Origin of the sequence: Lentzea cavernae, from assembly GCF_014653695.1 — a bacterium.
Classification (GTDB): Bacteria; Actinomycetota; Actinomycetes; order Mycobacteriales; family Pseudonocardiaceae; genus Lentzea; species Lentzea cavernae.
Genome location: NZ_BNAR01000023.1, coordinates 25,731 through 45,340, shown reverse-complemented (window position 1 = coordinate 45,340; position 19,610 = coordinate 25,731). Strand labels below are relative to the sequence as shown.

The following is a 19,610-nucleotide window of genomic DNA, read 5'->3' as shown; positions in this document are numbered from 1 at the left end:
CGGACCGAAAATGCGAAGAGGGTCCGCCGACCTGGGCGGACCCTCTTCTCCGGTGGAGCCGGCGAGGGGAATCGAACCCCTAACCTTTCGCTTACAAGGCGAGTGCTCTGCCAATTGAGCTACGCCGGCCGGCTCGTGTTCGCGAACATCGTAAGCGCCCGTTGCGGGTGCTACCTGCGGCGAACGGTCTGCTCTCAGTGTGATCGGATTGCTCCGACCGGAGTCGGACCAACCAACTGAGTGGATCAATGCGTCGGAGTGACCGCCCTGACCAGGTCAGGAGGGTAACCAACGGACAGTGATCATGTCCTCCTTTTCGGGTCGCCCGATCGGAGGTGGCCGACGACACAGCAACAGTCGAAGTGCCCGTCACGATCACACGACGGAGGTGCCTGAGATTTCCGCGAACAGCCTGCACGGCCCCGCTCTGCCCGATGACACCACGGTTCACCTGGTACTCGATCTCGCGCTGAAGATCGGTGAGGTCCAAATGTCCAGTGGGGCCGGTGCGGCCGATGTGACAGCCACGATTCTCTCGGTCACCGAGAGCTATGGACTCCCGCACACGGAAGTCGACGTGATCTACACCTCCATCAGCGTGTCGTGTCATCGCGGCACGGAGGCGTTGCCGATCACGTCGATCCGGGTCGTCCGGCAACGCAGTCTCGACTACACGCGCCTCGCGGACGTCGAGCAGCTCGTGCGCAACCTGCCACCGATCGAGGAGGCGCACGCACGGCTCGAGGACATCACGAACGCCAAGCACCCGTACCCGCGTTGGGTCGCCACGGTGGCGTGGGGCGGGATGGCCGCCGCGGTCGCGTTCCTCGTGGGCGGCGGGCTGGTGCTCGCGCTCACGGCCGCGGCCATCACGGCCGTGGTCGACCGGGTGGGGCGCGTCCTCAACCGGCGCAACCTGCCGTTCTTCTTCCAGCAGCTCGTCGGTGGCGCGCTCGGCACGGGTGCCGCGCTGGCGATCTACTCGACCGGGTTGCTGCCGGTGCGGCCGAGCCTGCTGGTGGCCGTCGGGATCGTCGTGCTGCTGTCCGGGCTCGCGCTCGTCAGCACCGTGCAGGACGCGATCTCCGGGTACAACGTCACCGCCGCGGGCCGCACCGTCGAGACCGTGCTGCTCAGCGCCGGTCTGATCGCGGGCGTCGCGCTGGCGATCCGGGCGGCCGTCCACTTCGGACTTCCCATCAAGCTCAGCGACCCGTTGCCCGCGCTGATCTCCGCGGTGCCGTTGCAGTTCGTAGCCGGCGCTGCGACGAGTGCGTTCTTCGCCCTCGCCTGTTACGCGCGGCCCCGCGCGCTCGTCGCCGCCGCCGTCTCCGGCGGGATCGGCACGGCCGCCTACGGTCTCGTGACGAGTGCAGGCCTGGACGCGCTGCTCGGGTCGGCCGTGGCCGCGGCGATCACCGGGTTCGGCGGCGCGACGCTGACCCGCCGGCTGCGCATCCCGACGCTCGTCGTCGTGCAGGCGGGCGTCGTCCCGCTGCTGCCCGGCTGGACGACGTACCGGGGCCTGTTCCAGCTCACCGCGGAGGGTGATCCGGCCGGCCTGAGCACGCTCGTGTTCGCGAGTGGCATCGCGCTCGCTCTGGCCGGAGGTGTCGTGTTCGGCGAGTACCTGGCCCAGCCGGTGCGCACGGGACTGGGGCGCCTGGAGCGCAAGTTCGCGGGGCCGCGGCTGTCCGGGCCGCTCAGGCCCGCCAAGCGTCGGTTGGAGTGAACCTCCTTGTGATGGCCGTTACACGACACGCGACACGTTCGCGTCGGCACTAACGTGGGCATTTGTGAGCATGGACATTGGCGAGAACGGGGCGGAATTCGTAGTCGTGGCCAACAGGCTCCCGGTTGACCTGGAGCGCTTGCCCGACGGAACAGAGCGCTGGAAGCACAGCCCCGGAGGGCTGGTGAGCGCTCTCGAGCCGTTCCTCCGCTCACACAGCGGCGCGTGGGTCGGCTGGCCCGGCGTCGCGGACGCCGAGGTGGCGCCCTTCGAGGACGACGGCCTGCTGCTGCACCCGGTCGAGCTGTCCTCCAAGGAGGTCGAGGACTACTACGAGGGCTTCTCCAACGGCACGCTCTGGCCGCTCTACCACGACGTCGTGGCGCAGCCCGCCTTCCACCGCCACTGGTGGAACACCTACGTGAAGGTCAACCAGCGCTTCGCCGACGCGACCGCGAAGGTGGCCGCGCAGGGCGCGACGGTGTGGATCCAGGACTACCAGCTGCAGCTCGTCCCGGCGATGCTGCGCGAGCAGCGGCCCGACCTCAAGATCGGCTTCTTCCTGCACATCCCGTTCCCGCCGGTCGAACTGTTCATGCAGCTCCCGTGGCGCACGGAGATCATCCGGGGCCTGCTCGGCGCCGACCTGGTGGGCTTCCACCGGCCCGGCGGCGCGCAGAACTTCCTCTGGCTGGCCCGCCGCCTCGTCGGCCTGGAGCCCAGCCGCGGCACCGTCGGCGTGCGCACCCGGCCGGGTGTCGTGCAGGTCGGCGACCGCACGGTGCGCGTCGGCGCGTTCCCGATCTCGATCGACAGCGCGGGCCTCGACGCCGTGGCCCGGCGCAAGGACACCCAGGCCCGCGCGAAGCAGATTCGAGCGGATCTCGGCAACCCCAAGCGCATCCTGTTGGGCGTGGACCGCCTCGACTACACGAAGGGCATCGACGTCCGGATCCGCGCTCTCTACGAGCTCATCGCGGACGGACGCGTCGACCCCGAGGACGTCGCGATGATCCAGCTCGCCACGCCCAGCCGTGAGCGGGTCGACCACTACAAGACGATGCGCCAGGACATCGAGCAGTCCGTCGGGCGCATCAACGGCGAGTTCGGGCGGGTCGGCAAGCCCGTCGTGCACTACCTGCACCAGTCGGTGAACCGCGAGGAGCTCGTCGCGTTCATGAGCGCGGCGGACGTCATGGTCGTCACGCCCGTTCGGGACGGAATGAACCTCGTGTGCAAGGAGTACGTGGCCTGCCGATATGATCTTGGCGGAGCTCTGGTGCTCAGCGAGTTCGCCGGTGCTGCAGCAGAACTGACCAGCGCGTTCCTGGTGAACCCCCATGACCTGGACGGTGTCAAGAACGCTCTTCAGGCCGCCCTCGACATCGATCCTGCCGAAGGCCGCCGTAGGATGCGCGCGCTGCGCCGCCAAGTCCTCACCCACGACGTTGATCGCTGGGCAAGGTCGTTCCTGGAGGCGTTGGGCACGCAGACCTCGGTCTGAATCCTTTCAGACCTGCCCATGACCCATCAAGTGCTCCTGGAGGGGCGTTGACCGCCGAGGCCCTCCCCGCCGAACTGCGCAGAGCGATCGTGCAGCTCGCCCGTACCCCTCGACTTCTAGTCGCGAGCGACTACGACGGAACACTCGCTCCGATCGTGGCCGACCCGGAGCAGGCCCGCCCGCTCCCGGAGTCGGTGAACGCGCTGCGTTCGCTGGCGTCGCTGCACGAGACCACATCAGCCGTGATCTCGGGACGCGCCCTGCGCGACCTGGCCACGCTGTCCCGACTGCCCGGCGAGGTCCACCTCGTCGGGTCGCACGGCTCCGAGTTCGACGTCGGCTTCGTCCACGCGCTGGACGCCGGCGCCAAGGCGTTGCTGCGCAGGCTCGAAGCCGAGCTGGAGCAGATCGCCGAAGGCCAGGAGGGCGTCCAGCTCGAGGTGAAGCCCGCCTCGGTCGCCGTGCACGTGCGTCGTGCCGCGTCCGAGGCCATCGGTGAGGCGGTGCTCTCCGCCGTCCGCTCCGGCCCGTGCACCTGGGAAGGCGTGCAGGTCACCGAGGGCAAGGCCGTCATCGAACTGGCCGTCGTCGAGACCAACAAGGGCCAGGCGCTCGACATCCTGCGCCACCAGGTCGGCGCCACCGCGGCGATCTTCCTGGGCGACGACGTGACGGACGAGAAGGCGTTCGCGCGCCTGTCCGGCCCCGACCTCGGCATCCGCGTGGGTGCCGGCGAGTCGCTGGCCCAGCACTACGTGAGCGACCCGTCCGACGTGGCGACGGTGCTGGCGTTCCTCCTGGAGGAGCGCCGCGCGTGGCTGCACGGCGACCAGGCCGTCCCGATCGAGCGCTTGACCATGCTCGCCAATGAGCGGTCCGTGGCCCTGGTGACCCCGGACGCGAAAGTCAACTGGCTGTGCCACCCCGAGCCGGACTCCGCGGCGATCTTCGCGGACCTGCTCGGCGGACCGGCCGCGGGTCACTTCTCGATCAAGCCGGAGCACGGGTCGCTGCCACTGGGCCAGCGCTACCTGCCGGGCACGATGATCGTGGAGACCCGCTGGTCGCGGCTCCTGGTGACGGACTACCTGGAGCACGACCTCGCCTCGCACCGCACGGACCTGGTGCGCCGGATCTCCGGCTCGACCAACGCGGTGATCACGTTCGCGCCGCGGCCCGAGTTCGGGCAGGTGCCGGTGCGGCTGCTGCGCGAGCGCGACGGCCTGCGGATCGTCGGCACCTCGGACCCGATGGTGCTGCGTTCGCCCGGCGTCGACTGGGAGATCACCTCGGACGGCGTGCAGGAGACCGCACGCGCCGTCGTGCGCCCGCGTGAGGGCGCGTCGGTGACGCTGGAGCTGCGTTGCGGCACCGACGACCTCTCCGAGCACGCCTCGCCCGAGTCGGTCCGCCGTGACCGCGCCGCGGGCTACTGGTCGGACTGGGCGGCGGGCCTGCACCTGCCGAAGGTGCAGACGGACCTGGTGCTGCGCTCGGCGCTGACGCTGCGCGGCCTGGTGCACAAGGACTCCGGCTCGATCATGGCGGCGGCGACCACGTCACTGCCGGAGGAGCTCGGCGGCGTCCGCAACTGGGACTACCGCTACTGCTGGCTGCGCGACGGCGCGATGACCGCCGCCGCCCTGGTGTCGGTGGGCTCGTACGCGGAGGCCGACGGCTTCCTGGCGTGGCTGCACGGCGTCCTGGAGACCATCCCCGGCCCGGAACGCCTGCACCCGCTGTACACGCTGCACGGCACCCAGCTGGGCGCCGAGGCCGTCATCGAGTCGCTGCCCGGCTACGCAGGCTCCCGCCCGGTCCGCGTGGGCAACCTCGCGAACCAGCAGGTGCAGCTCGACGTGTTCGGCCCGGTCGTCGACCTGGTGGTGTCCCTGGCCACCGCCCGCGGTGCGCTGTCGGACGCGGACTGGACGATGGTCCAGGCCATGGCCGAGGCCGTCTCGCGGCGCTGGCACGAGCCCGACCACGGCATCTGGGAGGAGCGGCACGCGCCGCGCCACCACGTGTACTCGAAGGTCATGTGCTGGCTGACCATCGACCGCGCGATCAAGCTCGGCGAGCAGTTCGGCCGGGAACTGGACCCCTCGTGGGTCCCGCTGCGCGACACGATCTCCACGGACGTGCTGAAGAACGGCTGGAACGACGAGGTCCAGTCGTTCACAACGGCCTACGACGGCGACGACCTCGACGCGGCGTCCTTGTTCGTCGGCCTGTCAGGCCTCATCGACCCCACCGACGAGCGCTTCCAGTCGACGGTGACGGCCATCGAGGCCGAGCTGCGGTCCGGCTCGACCGTGTACCGCTACAAGCGGGACGACGGCCTGCCGGGCGACGAGGGCGGCTTCCACCTCTGCGCCGCCTGGATGATCGAGTCCTATCTCCTGACCGGTCGTCGCACGGAAGCCGAGGAGCTGTTCGGCCAGATCGTCGCGGCCGCGGGCCCCACCGGCCTGCTGCCCGAGGAGTACGACCCGGTCGCCGAGCGCTCGCTGGGCAACCACCCGCAGGCGTACTCGCACCTGGGCCTGATCCGCTGCGCCCAGCTGCTCTCGCAGTGATCCAGTAGTTCTGCTGCCGCCGCGGTCCTCCTAGGGCCGCGGCGGTACTTTTTCGATGATCTTCGCCATGCCCGGCGAACTCCCGTGCAACGTGATCACGTCGCCCCGGATCAGATGCGCCCACGCGGGCGGCACGAACGGCCTCAGCCGCGCCGTGGCGCGCTCGCCGGGGTTGAGCACCGGCTTGGACTCGATCCACAACGCGGCCACCCGCTGCTGCCTGCCCGTGACGTCCCACATCGGGCGCTCTCCCCTGGCCCGCAACGGTTCCGCCTCGACGGACAGCGTCAGCTCCACCCGCAGCAGGCCTTGGATCGACTCCACGCACCGCCACTGGAACCAGGCGTCGTCCTGGTCCATCTGGATCGCGGCTTCGGCCAGCAGGGCCCAGAAGCGCGGCGTCTGCCAGGTGTGGCCGTCGAACTCGCCCAGGTGGTGGAGGACCAGCTCCCACTCCTCGAGGTCCAGGTAGTCGAGCAGGTCGGCGTTGCGCACCTCCGCGGGCACCATGGACGCCGCGAACCGCAACAACTCACCGATCTCGCTGTCGTGTCTCCCCAACACCGGGTAATTCGATCACGGCCCGTGCGGGCGCCCGCGCCGGGCCGTTCGGGAGCGCTGGCGGGCTCGCGCGAGGCCGGGCTGTTCGGGAGCCCTTGGCGGGCTCGCGCGGGTCGGGTGGGGACGACAGCCGGGACGGTCTGGTCCCCGCACCGCAGCGGACGGCGCATGGTCCCGGCTACGCGCCACGCAGGTCCTTGGCGCCGCCACGCGCGGCACGGCGCTTCCCCGCACGCACCGCCCGCCCGGACCACGTCCCTGGTCTGCAACCACGCAGGTCCTGGTGCGACCACGCACGCGCGGCCCGGCGCCACCGCGCAGACGGCCGCGACCGCCTGCACCACCCCGCGCCCTACCCCAGCCACGCGGCACCGCGCACACCCGCACGCGCTGCCGCCCCGCGATCGCCCGCACCACCGCGCGTCCACCCCGGCCACACGGCACCACCGCGCGACCACACACGGCCTCCCGCGACCGCCTGCACCACCCCGGCCACGCGGCGCCACCTCGCATCCCCACGCGCGCTGCCCAGCGCCACCGCGCGCGGCCTGCCGCGACCGCCCGCACCACGGCGCGTCCGCCCAAGCCACCGCGACGCGACACCAGCTCAGTCGTCGTCGCCCCTGCTGTCGTCACCCTTGCCGCCATCGCCCTTACCGCCGTCACCCTTGCTGCTCCGCTTCCGGTTCAGCCCGAGCACCTCCAGCGCCGACACCAGGTCGTTCGCCACCAGCGCGCGCACCCCGTCGGGCAGCGGTCCGTGGTCCGGCGGCACAAGGGCCTTCTTGAACCCGAGCCGCGCGGCCTCGCTGAGGCGCTTGCCGACGCCGTTGACGCGCCGGATCTCGCCTGCCAGCCCGACCTCGCCCAGCACCACCAGGTCGGCGGGCAGGGCGATCTCGCGTTCCGCCGAGGCGACCGCCAGCACCACCGCGAGGTCCGCGGCCGGTTCGACGAGGCGCATGCCGCCGACGGTGGCGGTGAAGACGTCCTTCTGGAACAGGTTGACCTTGCCGCGCTTCTCCAGCACGGCCAGGGCCATCGAGATGCGCGCCGAGTCGAGGCCGCTCACCGCGCGCCTGGGGGCCGGCAGGTTGGTCTTGGCCACCAGCGCCTGCACCTCGCCGAGCATCGGGCGCTTGCCCTCGACGATCACCGTGACGCAGGTGCCCTCGACGGCCTTCTCGCGCCGGGTGAGGAAGAGCCCCGACGGGTCCGGCACGCACGCGATGCCGTCGTCGCGGAGTTCGAAGCAGCCGACCTCGTCCGCCGCGCCGTAGCGGTTCTTGATGCCGCGCAGCAGCCGCAGGCTGGAGTGGCGGTCGCCCTCGAACTGGAGCACCACGTCGACGAGGTGCTCCAGAACCCTGGGCCCCGCAACGGATCCGTCCTTCGTGACGTGTCCTACCAGGACTACCGGCAGGCCGCGTTCCTTGGCCATCGCGATCAGTCCTGATGCGACGGTGCGCACCTGTGTGACGCCGCCGGGCACGCCCTCGACGCTCACCGTGGACATGGTCTGGATGGAGTCGACGATCAGCATCGACGGCTTCACCTGGTCGACCTGCCCGAGCAACGCGCTGAGCTCGCTCTCGGCCGCCAGGTACATCTCGGGGTGGAGGTTGCCGGTGCGCTCGGCGCGCAGGCGCACCTGCCCGGCCGACTCCTCGCCCGTGACGTAGAGGCAACGGCCGTGCGACTCGGCCCAGCGGTGCGCCGTCTCCAGCAACAACGTCGACTTGCCCACGCCGGGCTCACCGGCCAGCAGCACGACGGCACCCGGCACCAGACCGCCGCCCAGCACCCGGTCGAACTCGCTTACGCCCGTGGAGAGCGCCCGCGCCGACTCGATGTCGACCTCGCCGATCGGCCGCGCCTTGGAAGTCGGCGCGCCCGCCACCACGCGCGTCACCGACCCGGTGCCGCGTTCCTCGATGCTGCCCCAGGCCTGGCACTCGGGGCAGCGGCCGAACCACTTCGCCACCTCGTGCCCGCACTCGGCACAACGGAAGATCGGCCGCGCTGTCTTCGCCACGGACCGAACGTTAGAGCACGACACCGACAGAAACGCGCGTCGCAGGTCAGAGCCGTTCCGAAGAGAATTCCAAGATTTTCGCGGCAGGTTTGTCGATCCGGCGCGGTGCCCGTTCGACGCATCAGTGGAAGGACACAACACACCTGGAGGACGCAGTGAGCACCGCAACCGCGACGCAGACCCGCAAGTTCGCCCTCGGCCGCTACGCCACCGTCGTCACCCGCGTGCTGACCGGACTCCTGTTCGCCACGACCGGCCTGAACGGCTTCATCATGTTCATGCCCGCCCCGGACCCCAGCACGATGGCGGCGGACGGCGTCGCGTTCAACACCGCGCTCTACGCCACCGGGTACATGGTGCAGCTCCTGTCCGGCGTCCAGCTGGTCTCCGGCGTCCTGCTCGTCGTCGGCCGGTTCGTGCCGCTGGCGCTGGCCCTGCTCGCCCCGGTGATCGTGAACATCTTCCTGTTCCACGTCTTCCTGGAGCCGAGCGGCATGGTCATGGCGCTGCTCGTGGTCGCCGCGGAGATCGGTCTGGCGTGGGCCTACCGCGACAAGTTCCGCCCGATGCTGCAGGCCCGCTAGGACAACGAAAAACGCCGCCCCTGAAGCTCAGGGGCGGCGTTCTCGTGCGTCAGGGGGCTCAGTGGCCGCCGGACTCGTGGTTCTCGCTCGTGCGCTTGTGGTCGGACGGCGCCACGGGCACCTCGAGCGTCAGCGAGCCGGCCTTCTCGAACAGGAACGTGATCTTGACGGTCTGGGCCGCCACCACGTCGCGGTTCAGCTTCTTGAGCGTGCAGCGGATCTGCAGCACCTCGAGGTCGGGGTCGACCGCCGTCGGCGCGGCGGAGGAGTTCGACGGGCGACCGGTCGAGGACGCCGCGGACGAGTTCGACGGGGAGCCCGTGGACGACACGCCCGAGGCGTTCGACGACGGCGTCCCGGAGTTCGAGGCGGGGTTCGACGACGGGTTCGACGACGCGTTGGAGGACGGCGTGCCCACACCCGAGGACGGGGTGCCCGCGTTCGACGACGGCGCGCCCGAGGTCGGCACGACCGACGAGGAGGCCTTGGAGGACGACGGCGACGAGGTCTTCGTCGGTGCCTTCGACGCGTCGTACTCGGCGCGCAGCGCGAACCGCGCCGGGATCTCCTTGGCACCGACGACCTCGGCCTCGGCCTCGGAGGCGTCCGACTTGATCGACAGCAGCTTGTCCGGGTTCTCACCCGAGTTCGCGATGACGAACGTCAGCGGCGCGTCCTCGCCGTCGTGGTACCGGTTGCCGTCCGGCGGGAAGGCGAGCATGACGTTGCGCACGGCGATCGGGCCGGCGTTGCCGCTCGCCCCGTCGACGGCGGCGACCTGGGTGTCGGTCTGGGTGACCTGACCGGCGCTGCAGCCGACCGCCACCAGGCCGAGGCCAGCGGCCAGCGCTGCCGTCACGATAAACCGGCGAGACACTCCTGAGTTCACGGCTCCAGCGTCCTTCCTAGGGAACAACCACCAGGCAAGGAGCCTAACCGGGGCCCGAATCGAGGACGCGTTGGGCTGCCAGTCGATCTTCGGTGAGACGTACCTTGCACGCGAACAGGTGGTTTGTCAACCCCCCGCATGGCCCTGACCAGCACTAACGGATCATCGAGCAGCAATCGGAGGGTTGCCGGACGTGTTAGGATGGAGCTATCGAAAGGGGCAGAGGACACATGGTTTTCAAGGTCGGAGAGACCGTCGTCTACCCGCACCACGGTGCCGCTCTCATCGAAGCAATCGAGACCCGCGTGATCAAGGGCGAGGAGAAGAAGTACCTCGTTCTCAAGGTAGCGCAGGGCGACCTCACCGTTCGGGTTCCCGCTGACAACGCCGAAATCGTAGGCGTGCGTGACGTTGTCGGCCAGGAAGGGCTCGACAAGGTTTTCGAGGTCTTGCGTGCTCCCCACACCGAGGAGCCGACCAACTGGTCTCGGCGGTACAAGGCCAACCTTGAGAAGCTCGCCTCCGGCGACGTGAACAAGGTTGCGGAAGTGGTGCGCGACCTCTGGCGGCGCGAAAAGGATCGCGGGCTTTCCGCCGGCGAGAAGCGGATGCTGGCGAAGGCGCGGCAGATACTGGTCAGCGAGCTGGCGCTGGCCGAGGGCACCGACGAGGACAAGGCCGAGGTTCTCCTCGACGAAGTTCTCGCCACCGCCTCGTAGTTTTCAAGAATTCACAACAGAGCATCGGATTCAGTCGCGAACATGAGTGTTGTCGCGCTCGTGCCCGCGGCAGGGCGGGGAGAGCGTCTGGGCTACGGGATGCCCAAGGCGCTCGTGCCGGTCAACGGTGTACCGCTGTTGACCCGTGCCGTTCAAGGTCTGTTCGAGTCAGGCCAGGTCCAGCACGTCGTCATCGCCGCTCCACCGTCCGATGTGGATCAAGTGCACACCGCAACCGCCTCGCTGGCCCCGGCCGGCGGGGCGGTGCACGTGCTTTCAGGGGGTTCCGAACGCACCGACTCGGTGCGACTCGCCCTGCACCACGCGCTCAGCGTGATCCCGGACACCTCGATCGTGCTGGTCCACGACGCCGCTCGTGCCTTCACCCCTCCCGAGGTCATCGCCGGTGTCGTCGCCGCCGTGCGCGACGGGTACGACGCCGTCATCCCGGTGTTGCCGGTCGCCGACACGATCAAACAGGTGGACGAGGCCGGAGTTGTCGTCTCCACACCTGATCGAGCGGCTCTGCGGGTCGTGCAGACCCCGCAGGGCTTCAGAGCCGAGACTCTCAAAGCCGCCTACAGCTCCGGTATCGCCGCGACTGACGACGCCGCTCTCGTCGAGAAGAACGGTGTCGCCGTCCACACGGTTCCCGGACACGCCCACGCCATGAAGATCACCACCCCGTTCGACCTCGCGGTCGCGGAAGCACTGTTCAGCGGAGGCCAGGAGTGAGGATCGGCCAGGGCGTCGACGTCCACCCGATCGAGTCAGGTCGTGAGTGCTGGATCGCCGGTCTGCTGTGGGAGGGCGTCGACGGCTGCGCCGGCCACTCCGACGGCGACGTGGCATCGCACGCCCTGTGCGACGCGCTGCTCTCCGCCGCAGGTCTGGGCGACCTGGGCGCCGTCTTCGGCACGTCCGACCCGCGCTGGTCCGGTGCGCACGGCGTCGTCCTGCTCACGGAGGTGCGCCGCCTCGTCGAAGAGGCCGGATACCGTGTGGGAAATGCCACAGTGCAGGTCATCGGCAACGAGCCGCGCATCGGCAAGCGCCGCGACGAGGCCCAGAAGGCGCTGTCCGACGCCGTCGGCGGCCCCGTGTCGGTCGCCGGCACCACCACGGACGGTCTGGGGCTCACCGGACGCGGCGAGGGCATCGCGGCGATCGCGACGGCCCTGCTGGTCCCCGTCGCCTGAAGACCGCTAGCTCGGCTGCCTCTGCGCGGGCACCTTCAGCACGGCGGTGCCGCCGTCGAGGTCCACCCGGCTGCGCGGCGGTGCGTGGTCGCCCTCGTCGTCGCGCAGCTGCCGTTCCTCCTTGCGGTACTCGAGCTCGTCGCGCTTGCCCGCCTCGAAGGTGGCCCCGAGCTCGCCGATGCCCGCGGCGGCCATCGGAGTGCCCTTCTTCCTCCTCCGCGCGAACCTCTCGACCACCGCGAGCAGGAACAGCGCCGCCACCAACGCGGGTAACGACAACGCGAACAGGAACCCCGGGCTCATGACTGGACAACTCCCCGCACAACGGTGTGGTTCCCGCCACTAACATCCACCTGGTGCCCAAGTACGACGTGTGCCTCTCCTTCGCCGGCGAAGACCGCCCCTACGTCGAAGAGGTGGCCCGCCACCTCACCGAGCTGGGCGTTTCGCGTTTCTACGACACCGACGAGCAAGCCGATCTCTGGGGCAAGAACCTCGTCGAGCACCTCGACCAGATCTACCGCCACGACTCGCGCTTCTGCGTGATGTTCATTTCCGCGGCCTACGCCCGGAAGATGTGGACCAAGCACGAGCGCCAGTCCGCGTTCGACCGCGCCCTCGTGTCCGACTCCGAGTACGTGCTGCCCGCGCGGTTCGACGACACCGAGATCCCGGCGCTGCGCGTCGGCACCGGCTACCTGGACCTGCGCGACCGCACCCCGCGCGAGCTGGCCGAGATGATCGCGAAGAAGGTCGGCACCCCGGACAGCGGACCGAAGCCCGGCTGGGAGTACCAGCTGTTCTCCGACACCGTCGGGCTGCACATGCGCAACCTCAAGGACAAGCGGATCCGCCACGAGATGGGCGTCGCGAAGCCGAAGCGCATGATCACCGAGGACGTCGACGCGATCGACACGTTCCGGGCGCGCAGCCGCGCGTTCGACGGCATCCTCAACACCGTCGAGACCCTGCTCTCCCCCGGCCGGGTGCAGATGGCGTTCGGGCCGGCGGGCAGGCCCGGTGACAGCGACAAGATCAAGTACCTGGCCAACAGCTTCGTGGAGCAGTACGAGAGCCTGCTCGACTGGTCGGCCGAACTGCGGGGCACCACGACCCCCGACCGCTACAAGGCCCTCTACGAGGCCGCCGCACATCTCGCCGACGAGCCCCTCGAGCAGATCGAGCGGTTCGTCGAGGAGTTCGCGGTCGCCAGCAACCGGGGTGCGGGCGACCTGCGGCTGAACTTGAAGTACAACACCGACGCCGTCGAAGCCGAGCTCAAAAAGGTCCAGACCACCTAGCCGTCCGGCACGTAGAGTCGGGAGCGTGACGATTCGCGCCGCGCTCTTCGACTTCTCCGGCACGCTGTTCCGGCTCGAGCACCCCGAGCTCGAGTCCAACGGCGCCCTGATGCGTGCCCTGACCGCACCGGTCGGCATCGCCGACGGCATGGACCCCGAACTGGCCGACGCCTGGCACCGCCGCGACCTCGACGCCGACGTCCACCGCTGGGTGCACGTGAGGGTGCTCGAGGACGCGCTCGTGCCCGACGCCGGGGCGTTCTACGACCAGTTGCTGCGCCCCGAGTCGTGGGTGCCCTACCCGGACACCAAAGCGACGCTGGAGCACCTGAAGGACGTCCCCGTCGCCGTCGTCAGCAACATCGGCTGGGACATCCGCACGGTGTTCGAGCTGTACGGCCTGACGCACCTGGTGGACGAGTTCGTGCTGTCCTACGAAGAAGGCGTCATCAAGCCGGACCCGAAGATCTTCACCACCGCGTGCGAACGGCTGGGCGTCGATCCCCGCAATGCCGTAATGGTCGGCGACAGCGAGGAAGCGGACGGTGGCGCCGAGGCGATCGGTTGCTCCTTCCGGCTCGTCAACCCGGTTCCGACGAGTGACCGGCCCAATGCTCTTTTGGATGTGGCCCGTACCATTCCCGTGTGAGCCTCCACATCTACGACACGGCGAGCCGGTCCATGCGGGAGTTCCACCCGCAGGTCAACGGAACGGCGTCGATCTACGTGTGTGGGGCGACGGTGCAGGGCGTGCCGCACATCGGGCACGTCCGCAGCGGTCTGAACTTCGACGTCCTGCGCCGCTGGCTCGGCCGTGACGGGGCCGAGGTCACGCTGGTCCGCAACGTCACCGACATCGACGACAAGATCCTCACCAAGGCCGCCGACCACGGCAAGCCCTGGTGGGAGTGGGCGTACACGCACGAGCGCGCCTTCGAGGACGCCTACGACGCGCTGGGCTGCCTGCCGCCGTCGTACGCGCCGCGCGCCACCGGCCACGTCACGCAGATGGTCGAGCTGATGCAGCGGCTGATCGACAAGGGCCACGCCTACGACGTCGACGGGGACGTCTACTTCGACGTGCGCTCGTTCCCGGAGTACGGCGCGCTGTCCGGGCAGAAGCTCGACGGTGTGGAGCAGGGTGAGACGGCGGTGCGCGGCAAGCGCGACCCGCGCGACTTCACGCTGTGGAAGGCCGCCAAGCCCGGTGAGCCGTCCTGGCCGACCCCGTGGGGCGACGGCAGGCCCGGCTGGCACCTGGAGTGCTCGGCGATGGCCACGACGTACCTGGGCAGCACGTTCGACATCCACGGCGGCGGGCTCGACCTGATCTTCCCGCACCACGAGAACGAGCAGGCGCAGTCGCGCGCGGCCGGCGACGGCTTCGCGAACTACTGGATGCACAACTACTGGGTGACGCTGTCCGGCGAGAAGATGGCCAAGTCGCTCGGCAACACCGTGTCCATCCCGGCGATGCTGGAGCTGGTCCGGGCCCAGGAGCTGCGCTACTACCTCGTCTCCCCGCACTACCGCTCGCACATCGAGTACTCCGAAGAGGCGTTGCAGGAGGCGGTGACGTCCTACGGGCGCATCGAGTCGTTCCTGCGCCGTGTCGCCGAACGCACTGGTCAGGTCCAGCTGCGCGGCGACATGTGCCCCGACTTCGTGGTCGCGATGGACAACGACCTGAACACGCCCCAAGCCGTGGCAGCGCTGCACAACAAGGTGCGCCAGGGCAACACGGCGCTGGCCGACGGCGACCACGAGACGGCCCGTGCGGCCGCCGAGTGCGTGCGCCGGATGGCCGACATCCTCGGCGTCGACCCGTTGTCGCCGAAGTGGAACGACGCGTCGTCTGCCGACCTCGGCATGCGGCAGGCGTTGACCACCCTGGTCGATCGACTTCTCGTCGAACGCCAGGAAGCCCGCAAGAGCAGGGATTTCGCGCGCTCCGACGCGTTGCGCGACCAGCTGCACGACGCGGGCATCGCCGTCGAGGACACCCCCGACGGTCCGCAGTGGACTTTGAAGGACGACTGACTTCCGTGGCTGGCAACTCCAAGCGCAAGGGCGCGATGCGCAATCCGGGCTCGAAGAAGGGCGCGGTCGCCGGTTCCGGCGGGCAGAAGTCCAAGGGCCTGCAGGGCAAGGGCCCTACCCCGAAGGCGACCGACCGCCCGAACCACCCGGCGTACCGCAACGCCAAGATGGCGGCGAAGTCCACTGCCGCCAGGACCCAGCGCAGGCAGACGAAGGAGAAGGCCTCCGCCGAGACCGTGGCGGGCCGCAACCCGGTCGTCGAGTGCCTGCGCGCGGGCACTCCCGCGACGGCGCTGTACGTGGCTCTGGGCATCGACTCGGACGACCGCGTGGCCGAGGCCGTGCACATGGCCGCCGAGCGGGGGATCTCCGTGCTGGAGGTGACCCGCGGCGAGCTCGACCGGATCACCGGCGGCGCGATGCACCAGGGCCTCGGCCTGCAGGTGCCTCCGTTCGAGTACGCGACCCCGGACGAGCTGCTCGAACTCGCGCAGCGGTCCACCCAACCGCCGTTGCTGGTGGCGCTGGACGGCGTGACCGACCCGCGCAACCTGGGTGCGGTCATCCGTTCCGCGGCCGCGTTCGGCGCGCAGGGCGTCGTGCTGCCCCAGCGGCGCAGCGCGTCCATGACGGCTGTGGCGTGGCGCACCAGCGCGGGCACGGCGGCCAAGCTGCCGATCGCGATGGCCACGAACCTCACCCGCACGCTGCGCGACTGGGCCGAGGCCGGCCTGATGATCGTGGGCCTCGACGCGGACGGTGACGTGGACGTCGACGGTCTCGAGCTCGCGACGGGCCCGCTCGTCGTCGTGGTGGGCTCGGAGGGCCGCGGGCTCGGTCGTCTGGTCAAGGAGACGTGCGACCAGACCGTGTCGATCCCGATGGCCACGGGCGTCGAGTCGCTCAACGCGTCGGTCGCCGCCGGTGTCGTGCTGGCCGAGGTCGCGCGTCGCCGCCGGATCGACGCCAAGGGCTGAGTCACCTGACAGTTGTCTGACGTTATCGGCTAGTTCGCGACGCTAAGCGCTGCGATTCTCCGACGTTAGTGATCGTTTTCCTGCCCGCTCAACCGGTTTAGGTCGGCGGGCAGGAAAGTCGACTTTCCACACTTGCCAGAACCTCGCTGCCGTTCGCGTGACAAACGGCATGGCCTATTCCGCGCCACTCCCGGACGCGGGTACCGTCGTCTCGTTCGCCATTAACGGGTCCTGCCGTGCAGGAAGCGGTGCCGGTTGCACCGGTTGGGCGAGCGCGAGGCACCCGTTTGGCATCGGCTGACACGCGCCGTGACCATTTGGGGTCCAATCAGGCTATCCCGAGGTCAACTGTCAAGAAGATCAGCTGCACGTTTCGCTATTGTAACTACTTTAGGTAACTGGCCTGCTCCGTTTAGGTACACACTGTGGTAGGACAGACGTTGAACGGTCAGACAGCTTCTACCGTGATTGTCGATAGAAATTGATTACCACCGGCGGGGGCGACGTGACTCGGCGTAGAGCGAATCGGGACGTGCCGATTCGCCGCGCGCGGGCGGCGGCTGTCCGAGGCACCGCATGACGACCCGCGGGACCCTCCGCGAGCTCGTCGGTATGCGCGAGTTCCGCGCCATGTGGATCGGTTCGACCGTTTCGACCGCCGGTGATCAGCTCGCCGCGGTCGCATTGTCACTGCTCGTATTCGAGCGGACACAATCCGTTGCGGCAACCGCACTGACGTGGTCGTTGACGCTGTTCCCGCCGCTGATTTCGGGTCCGTTGCTCGGCTGGGTCGCCGACCGGTTCCCGCGACGCACGGTAATGGTGACGACGGCCTGGTTGCAGGCTGCGTTGATGGCCGCGATGGCCATTCCGGGCATGCCGCTGTGGGCGATGATCGTGCTGCTGGTGGTGGTGCTGGCGATCTCCTCGCCGTACCTCGCCGCCCAGGAGGCGAGCCTCCCGAACGTGCTCCCGCCGAAGCGCTACGACGACGGTGTGGCGCTGTTCGGCACGTCGGTCGACATAGCTCAGATGGCGGGTCTCGCCGCCGCGGGCTTCCTCGTCGCGCACACCAGCCCCGGCCTCGCACTCATGATCAACGCGGTCACGTTCGCCGCGGCGGCGATCCTGGTGCAGGTCTCCGTGAAGCACCGGCCGGCCGCGGATCCGCTGGGCCGCAAGAAGAAGTCCGACGACGAACCGCGCGGCGCGCTCACGCTGATGGTGACCGAGCCGCGATTGAGGACCCTGCTGGGCGTCCGCATGCTCGCGGGCCTCGCGATGGTTCCCGAGGGCCTGGCGGTGCCGCTGGCGGCGAGCCTGAACGCGGTCTGGGCGGTCGGCCTGATCCTCGCCATCGAACCCGCCGCGAACGTGCTGGGTGTGGCGCTGCTCTTCCGCCTCGTGCGAGATCCGGCGAAGCGGGAACGCCTCATCGGCCCGCTGGCGATCCTGTCGCTGGCGCCGTTGATCATGTTCGCTTTCAACCCGAACCTGACCTGGACGATCGTTTTGCTGGTGATCGCCGGTATAGGCGGGGCTTATCACACACCCGCTCGTTCGGCGTGGATGCGGCTGCTACCCGACCAGTACCGCGGAAGGGCCTATGGCATTGGACGCGCCGCGTTGCGCTCGAGCCAGGGCGGCGGAATGGCGCTGGCCGGTGTCGTCGCCCATTCGATCGGATCGGTGACGGCCACGATCGCGGGAGCGGGCGGTATCGGACTGCTGCTGGCGACGCAGGCGACCTTCGCGTGGCGACGTGCCCGGGGCCGCAGTGACACGAAGGCGGTGGCAATCTGAAACAGAACGGTCACCAATAGCGATATCCGTCGTGAAGGCGCAGGATGATCCATGGACGGCATTGAGGCCGGATCGAGGAAGGGTGGCGTTCAGAAGTCTCGGTTGCACATGGAAGGACACCTCCTCGTTGCGACAAGCGGCAGCGTGGCGGTCTACGACCTGATCAGCGGCGGCTTTGCTCATGGTGTTCCATGAGCGTAGGGGGTCGTGGTGAAGAACAGTTTGACTGATCGCAGGCGATCGCGGGCACTCGGCTTGGCTCCGATTCGCAACTGGGACCTTTGGACCGTTGCGCCCAGCGCGATCGCGTACTTCTTCGTGCTCGAAGCAGCCGTCGCAGTGGCCTCCATCTGGCTCCTGACGAGGCTCACCGACGTCTCCGAAACGGACTGGCTCCGCTTCGGCGCGCTCATCGCCGCGATCACCATCCACCTGACCGTCGTCCGCAGAGCGGAAGAGGCCCGCCGCAACGAGGCCTCCGGTCCCCACATCGACCTGACCTCGGTCTGGACCTTCGCAGCGGCAGTCGCACTGCCCGGCGGCCTGGCCGTGATCGCCACGATCTGGATGCGCATCCTGATCCAGCCGATCGCCCGCCGCCAGCCCTACCGCTTCGTCTTCGGCACGGCCTCGATGCTCGCCTCGACGCTCCTCTCGTGGGCCCTGGTCCACCTCTCCGGCGTCTCCCTCGCGGCCACCGGCAACATCCCGGCGGACCTGAGCCTCGTCCTGGTCCTCGCCATAGCCACAGTCGTCTACTGGTTCGTCCAGGTGATGACGGTCGCCGCCGCCTTCAAGATCGTCACCCCGAACTCCAAGGTCCTCGACTTCCTCGGCTCCAAAGTCGACAACATGCTCGAGATGAGCACCCTCGGCGCCGGCGCCATGCTCGGCATGCTCATGACCTCGCACTGGGTCGGCCCCCTGCTCCTGACGGTCCCGGTGATCCTCGTCAACGCCCTGCTCTCCCGAGCAGGCGAACGCCGCACCCACCTGGAACGCCTGCTGCGCGAACAGGAACAACTCCACCAACGCCTCGCCGCAGACGCCCACACCGACTACCGCACGGGCCTCCTCAACACCAACGGCCTCGCCGAGTACGCAGGCCGCCTGGCCGAACGCTGCCGCCTCGACGGCGAACCGATGACCGTCCTGGTGATCGACCTCGACCACTTCAAGCGCATCAACGACACCTGGGGCCACCCAGCAGGCAACGCAGTGCTGGCCGAAGTCGGCCGAATCCTCCGCGAAAAGCTCCGCCCGGGCGACGTGGCAGGCAGGGACGGCGGCGAGGAATTCGTCGTGGCACTCAAGGACACCCCGGTGGCCCAAGGCGTCACCATCGCCGAACGCATCCGCGAGGCCATCGGCTCCCTAGCCGTCCCCACAACCGACAAGCACCGCAACGTGGTCACGCTCTACGGCCGCGAAATCCAGCCCCCAGAACCAGAAGGCGCCGCCCTCCAGGCGATCTCAGCCTCGATCGGCGTAGCAGTAATCCCCGACAACGGCCCGGACATGGCCACCGCCCAGCACTCCGCGGACGCCGCGCTCTACAAGGCCAAGGAGAACGGCCGCAACCAGGTCCGCGTGGCAGGCCTCGACATCCCGCCCCGCCTCATGCCCGCCCCCCGCCAGGACGACGTGACGAAGCCGATCACCTCCCGCACGGCCTGACAGCAGGCTC

The 19,610-nt window shown here is 69.2% G+C and carries 18 protein-coding genes and 1 tRNA gene; 13 read left to right on the top strand and 6 right to left on the bottom strand.

The genetic code is table 11. From position 1 onward, the window contains the following. Positions 1 to 53: 53 nt before the first annotated feature. Positions 54 to 129 (bottom strand) — tRNA-Thr (locus tag IE307_RS41915). A gap of 175 nt (positions 130 to 304) precedes the next feature. On the opposite strand from IE307_RS41915, the gene IE307_RS41910 reads away from it, so the two are divergent. The 3 genes from IE307_RS41910 to otsB all read left to right on the top strand — a co-directional run bounded on the left by IE307_RS41910 (position 305) and on the right by otsB (position 5,815). Beyond that, on the top strand, positions 305 to 1,732 hold the full coding sequence (locus tag IE307_RS41910) for a threonine/serine exporter family protein (protein ID WP_191305059.1): 1,428 nt from the start codon (positions 305 to 307) through the stop codon (positions 1,730 to 1,732). A gap of 70 nt (positions 1,733 to 1,802) precedes the next feature. Continuing rightward, positions 1,803 to 3,236, top strand: a complete 1,434-nt coding sequence (locus tag IE307_RS41905; protein WP_191305131.1) for an alpha,alpha-trehalose-phosphate synthase (UDP-forming) — start codon at positions 1,803 to 1,805, stop codon at positions 3,234 to 3,236. Between the two features lie 47 nt (positions 3,237 to 3,283). Beyond that, on the top strand, positions 3,284 to 5,815 hold the full coding sequence (gene otsB, locus IE307_RS41900; RefSeq protein ID WP_191305058.1) for a trehalose-phosphatase: 2,532 nt from the start codon (positions 3,284 to 3,286) through the stop codon (positions 5,813 to 5,815). A gap of 30 nt (positions 5,816 to 5,845) precedes the next feature. Here the strand turns inward: otsB and IE307_RS41895 are convergent, their stop codons facing one another. The 3 genes from IE307_RS41895 to radA form a co-directional block, all read right to left on the bottom strand. Further along, positions 5,846 to 6,379, bottom strand: coding sequence for a hypothetical protein (locus IE307_RS41895; RefSeq protein ID WP_191305057.1), 534 nt, complete (start codon positions 6,377 to 6,379; stop codon positions 5,846 to 5,848). Positions 6,380 to 6,728: 349 nt separating this feature from the next. After that, positions 6,729 to 6,872, bottom strand: coding sequence for a hypothetical protein (locus tag IE307_RS41890; RefSeq protein WP_191305056.1), 144 nt, complete (start codon positions 6,870 to 6,872; stop codon positions 6,729 to 6,731). A gap of 111 nt (positions 6,873 to 6,983) precedes the next feature. Continuing rightward, entirely contained in the window at positions 6,984 to 8,411 is a 1,428-nt protein-coding gene (gene radA / locus IE307_RS41885; protein ID WP_191305055.1) for a DNA repair protein RadA, read from the bottom strand. 155 nt (positions 8,412 to 8,566) lie between these two features. On the opposite strand from radA, the gene IE307_RS41880 reads away from it, so the two are divergent. Further along, positions 8,567 to 8,995: a hypothetical protein gene (locus IE307_RS41880; RefSeq protein ID WP_229905575.1), complete on the top strand. Its 429-nt coding sequence runs from the start codon at positions 8,567 to 8,569 to the stop codon at positions 8,993 to 8,995. Positions 8,996 to 9,053: 58 nt separating this feature from the next. Here the strand turns inward: IE307_RS41880 and IE307_RS41875 are convergent, their stop codons facing one another. Beyond that, positions 9,054 to 9,854: a copper chaperone PCu(A)C gene (locus tag IE307_RS41875; protein ID WP_191305054.1), complete on the bottom strand. Its 801-nt coding sequence runs from the start codon at positions 9,852 to 9,854 to the stop codon at positions 9,054 to 9,056. A 260-nt stretch (positions 9,855 to 10,114) separates the two neighbouring features. Between IE307_RS41875 and IE307_RS41870 the strand changes: the two genes are divergently transcribed. From IE307_RS41870 to ispF, 3 genes are read left to right on the top strand one after another with little or no spacing between them, the layout of a single operon-like run. Then, the gene (locus IE307_RS41870; protein WP_012782996.1) at positions 10,115 to 10,603 is read left to right on the top strand and encodes a CarD family transcriptional regulator; all 489 of its coding nucleotides are present in this window, start codon (positions 10,115 to 10,117) and stop codon (positions 10,601 to 10,603) included. A 42-nt stretch (positions 10,604 to 10,645) separates the two neighbouring features. Beyond that, positions 10,646 to 11,338, top strand: a complete 693-nt coding sequence (gene ispD, locus IE307_RS41865; RefSeq protein WP_191305053.1) for a 2-C-methyl-D-erythritol 4-phosphate cytidylyltransferase — start codon at positions 10,646 to 10,648, stop codon at positions 11,336 to 11,338. Further along, complete coding sequence (gene ispF / locus IE307_RS41860; RefSeq protein ID WP_191305052.1) at positions 11,335 to 11,802, top strand: 2-C-methyl-D-erythritol 2,4-cyclodiphosphate synthase; 468 nt, start codon at positions 11,335 to 11,337, stop codon at positions 11,800 to 11,802. The genes ispD and ispF overlap by 4 nt, the downstream gene beginning before the upstream one ends. Positions 11,803 to 11,808: 6 nt before the next feature. On the opposite strand, the gene IE307_RS41855 is transcribed toward ispF, so the two are convergent. After that, entirely contained in the window at positions 11,809 to 12,105 is a 297-nt protein-coding gene (locus tag IE307_RS41855; RefSeq protein ID WP_191305051.1) for a DUF6191 domain-containing protein, read from the bottom strand. 53 nt (positions 12,106 to 12,158) lie between these two features. Between IE307_RS41855 and IE307_RS41850 the strand changes: the two genes are divergently transcribed. The 6 genes from IE307_RS41850 (at position 12,159) to IE307_RS41825 (ending at position 19,600) form a co-directional block, all read left to right on the top strand. After that, positions 12,159 to 13,103, top strand: coding sequence for a toll/interleukin-1 receptor domain-containing protein (locus tag IE307_RS41850; protein WP_191305050.1), 945 nt, complete (start codon positions 12,159 to 12,161; stop codon positions 13,101 to 13,103). A gap of 25 nt (positions 13,104 to 13,128) precedes the next feature. Then, positions 13,129 to 13,752, top strand: coding sequence for an HAD family hydrolase (locus tag IE307_RS41845; protein ID WP_191305049.1), 624 nt, complete (start codon positions 13,129 to 13,131; stop codon positions 13,750 to 13,752). Further along, on the top strand, positions 13,749 to 15,143 hold the full coding sequence (gene cysS / locus IE307_RS41840) for a cysteine--tRNA ligase (RefSeq protein ID WP_191305048.1): 1,395 nt from the start codon (positions 13,749 to 13,751) through the stop codon (positions 15,141 to 15,143). The genes IE307_RS41845 and cysS overlap by 4 nt, the downstream gene beginning before the upstream one ends. A gap of 5 nt (positions 15,144 to 15,148) precedes the next feature. After that, complete coding sequence (gene rlmB / locus IE307_RS41835; RefSeq protein ID WP_191305047.1) at positions 15,149 to 16,120, top strand: 23S rRNA (guanosine(2251)-2'-O)-methyltransferase RlmB; 972 nt, start codon at positions 15,149 to 15,151, stop codon at positions 16,118 to 16,120. A 576-nt stretch (positions 16,121 to 16,696) separates the two neighbouring features. Next, entirely contained in the window at positions 16,697 to 17,923 is a 1,227-nt protein-coding gene (locus IE307_RS41830; RefSeq protein ID WP_191305046.1) for an MFS transporter, read from the top strand. 255 nt (positions 17,924 to 18,178) lie between these two features. After that, on the top strand, positions 18,179 to 19,600 hold the full coding sequence (locus IE307_RS41825) for a GGDEF domain-containing protein (protein ID WP_229905574.1): 1,422 nt from the start codon (positions 18,179 to 18,181) through the stop codon (positions 19,598 to 19,600). The last annotated feature ends 10 nt before the right edge of the window (positions 19,601 to 19,610 follow it).

Coding starts and splice junctions, on each gene's coding strand:
- IE307_RS41910 (WP_191305059.1), top strand. CDS start 305: ATGTCCTCCTTTTCGGGTCGCCCGATCGGAGGTGGCCGACGACACAGC.
- IE307_RS41905 (WP_191305131.1), top strand. CDS start 1,803: ATGGACATTGGCGAGAACGGGGCGGAATTCGTAGTCGTGGCCAACAGG.
- IE307_RS41870 (WP_012782996.1), top strand. CDS start 10,115: ATGGTTTTCAAGGTCGGAGAGACCGTCGTCTACCCGCACCACGGTGCC.
- ispD (WP_191305053.1), top strand. CDS start 10,646: ATGAGTGTTGTCGCGCTCGTGCCCGCGGCAGGGCGGGGAGAGCGTCTG.
- IE307_RS41855 (WP_191305051.1), bottom strand. CDS start 12,105: ATGAGCCCGGGGTTCCTGTTCGCGTTGTCGTTACCCGCGTTGGTGGCG.
- IE307_RS41830 (WP_191305046.1), top strand. CDS start 16,697: ATGACGACCCGCGGGACCCTCCGCGAGCTCGTCGGTATGCGCGAGTTC.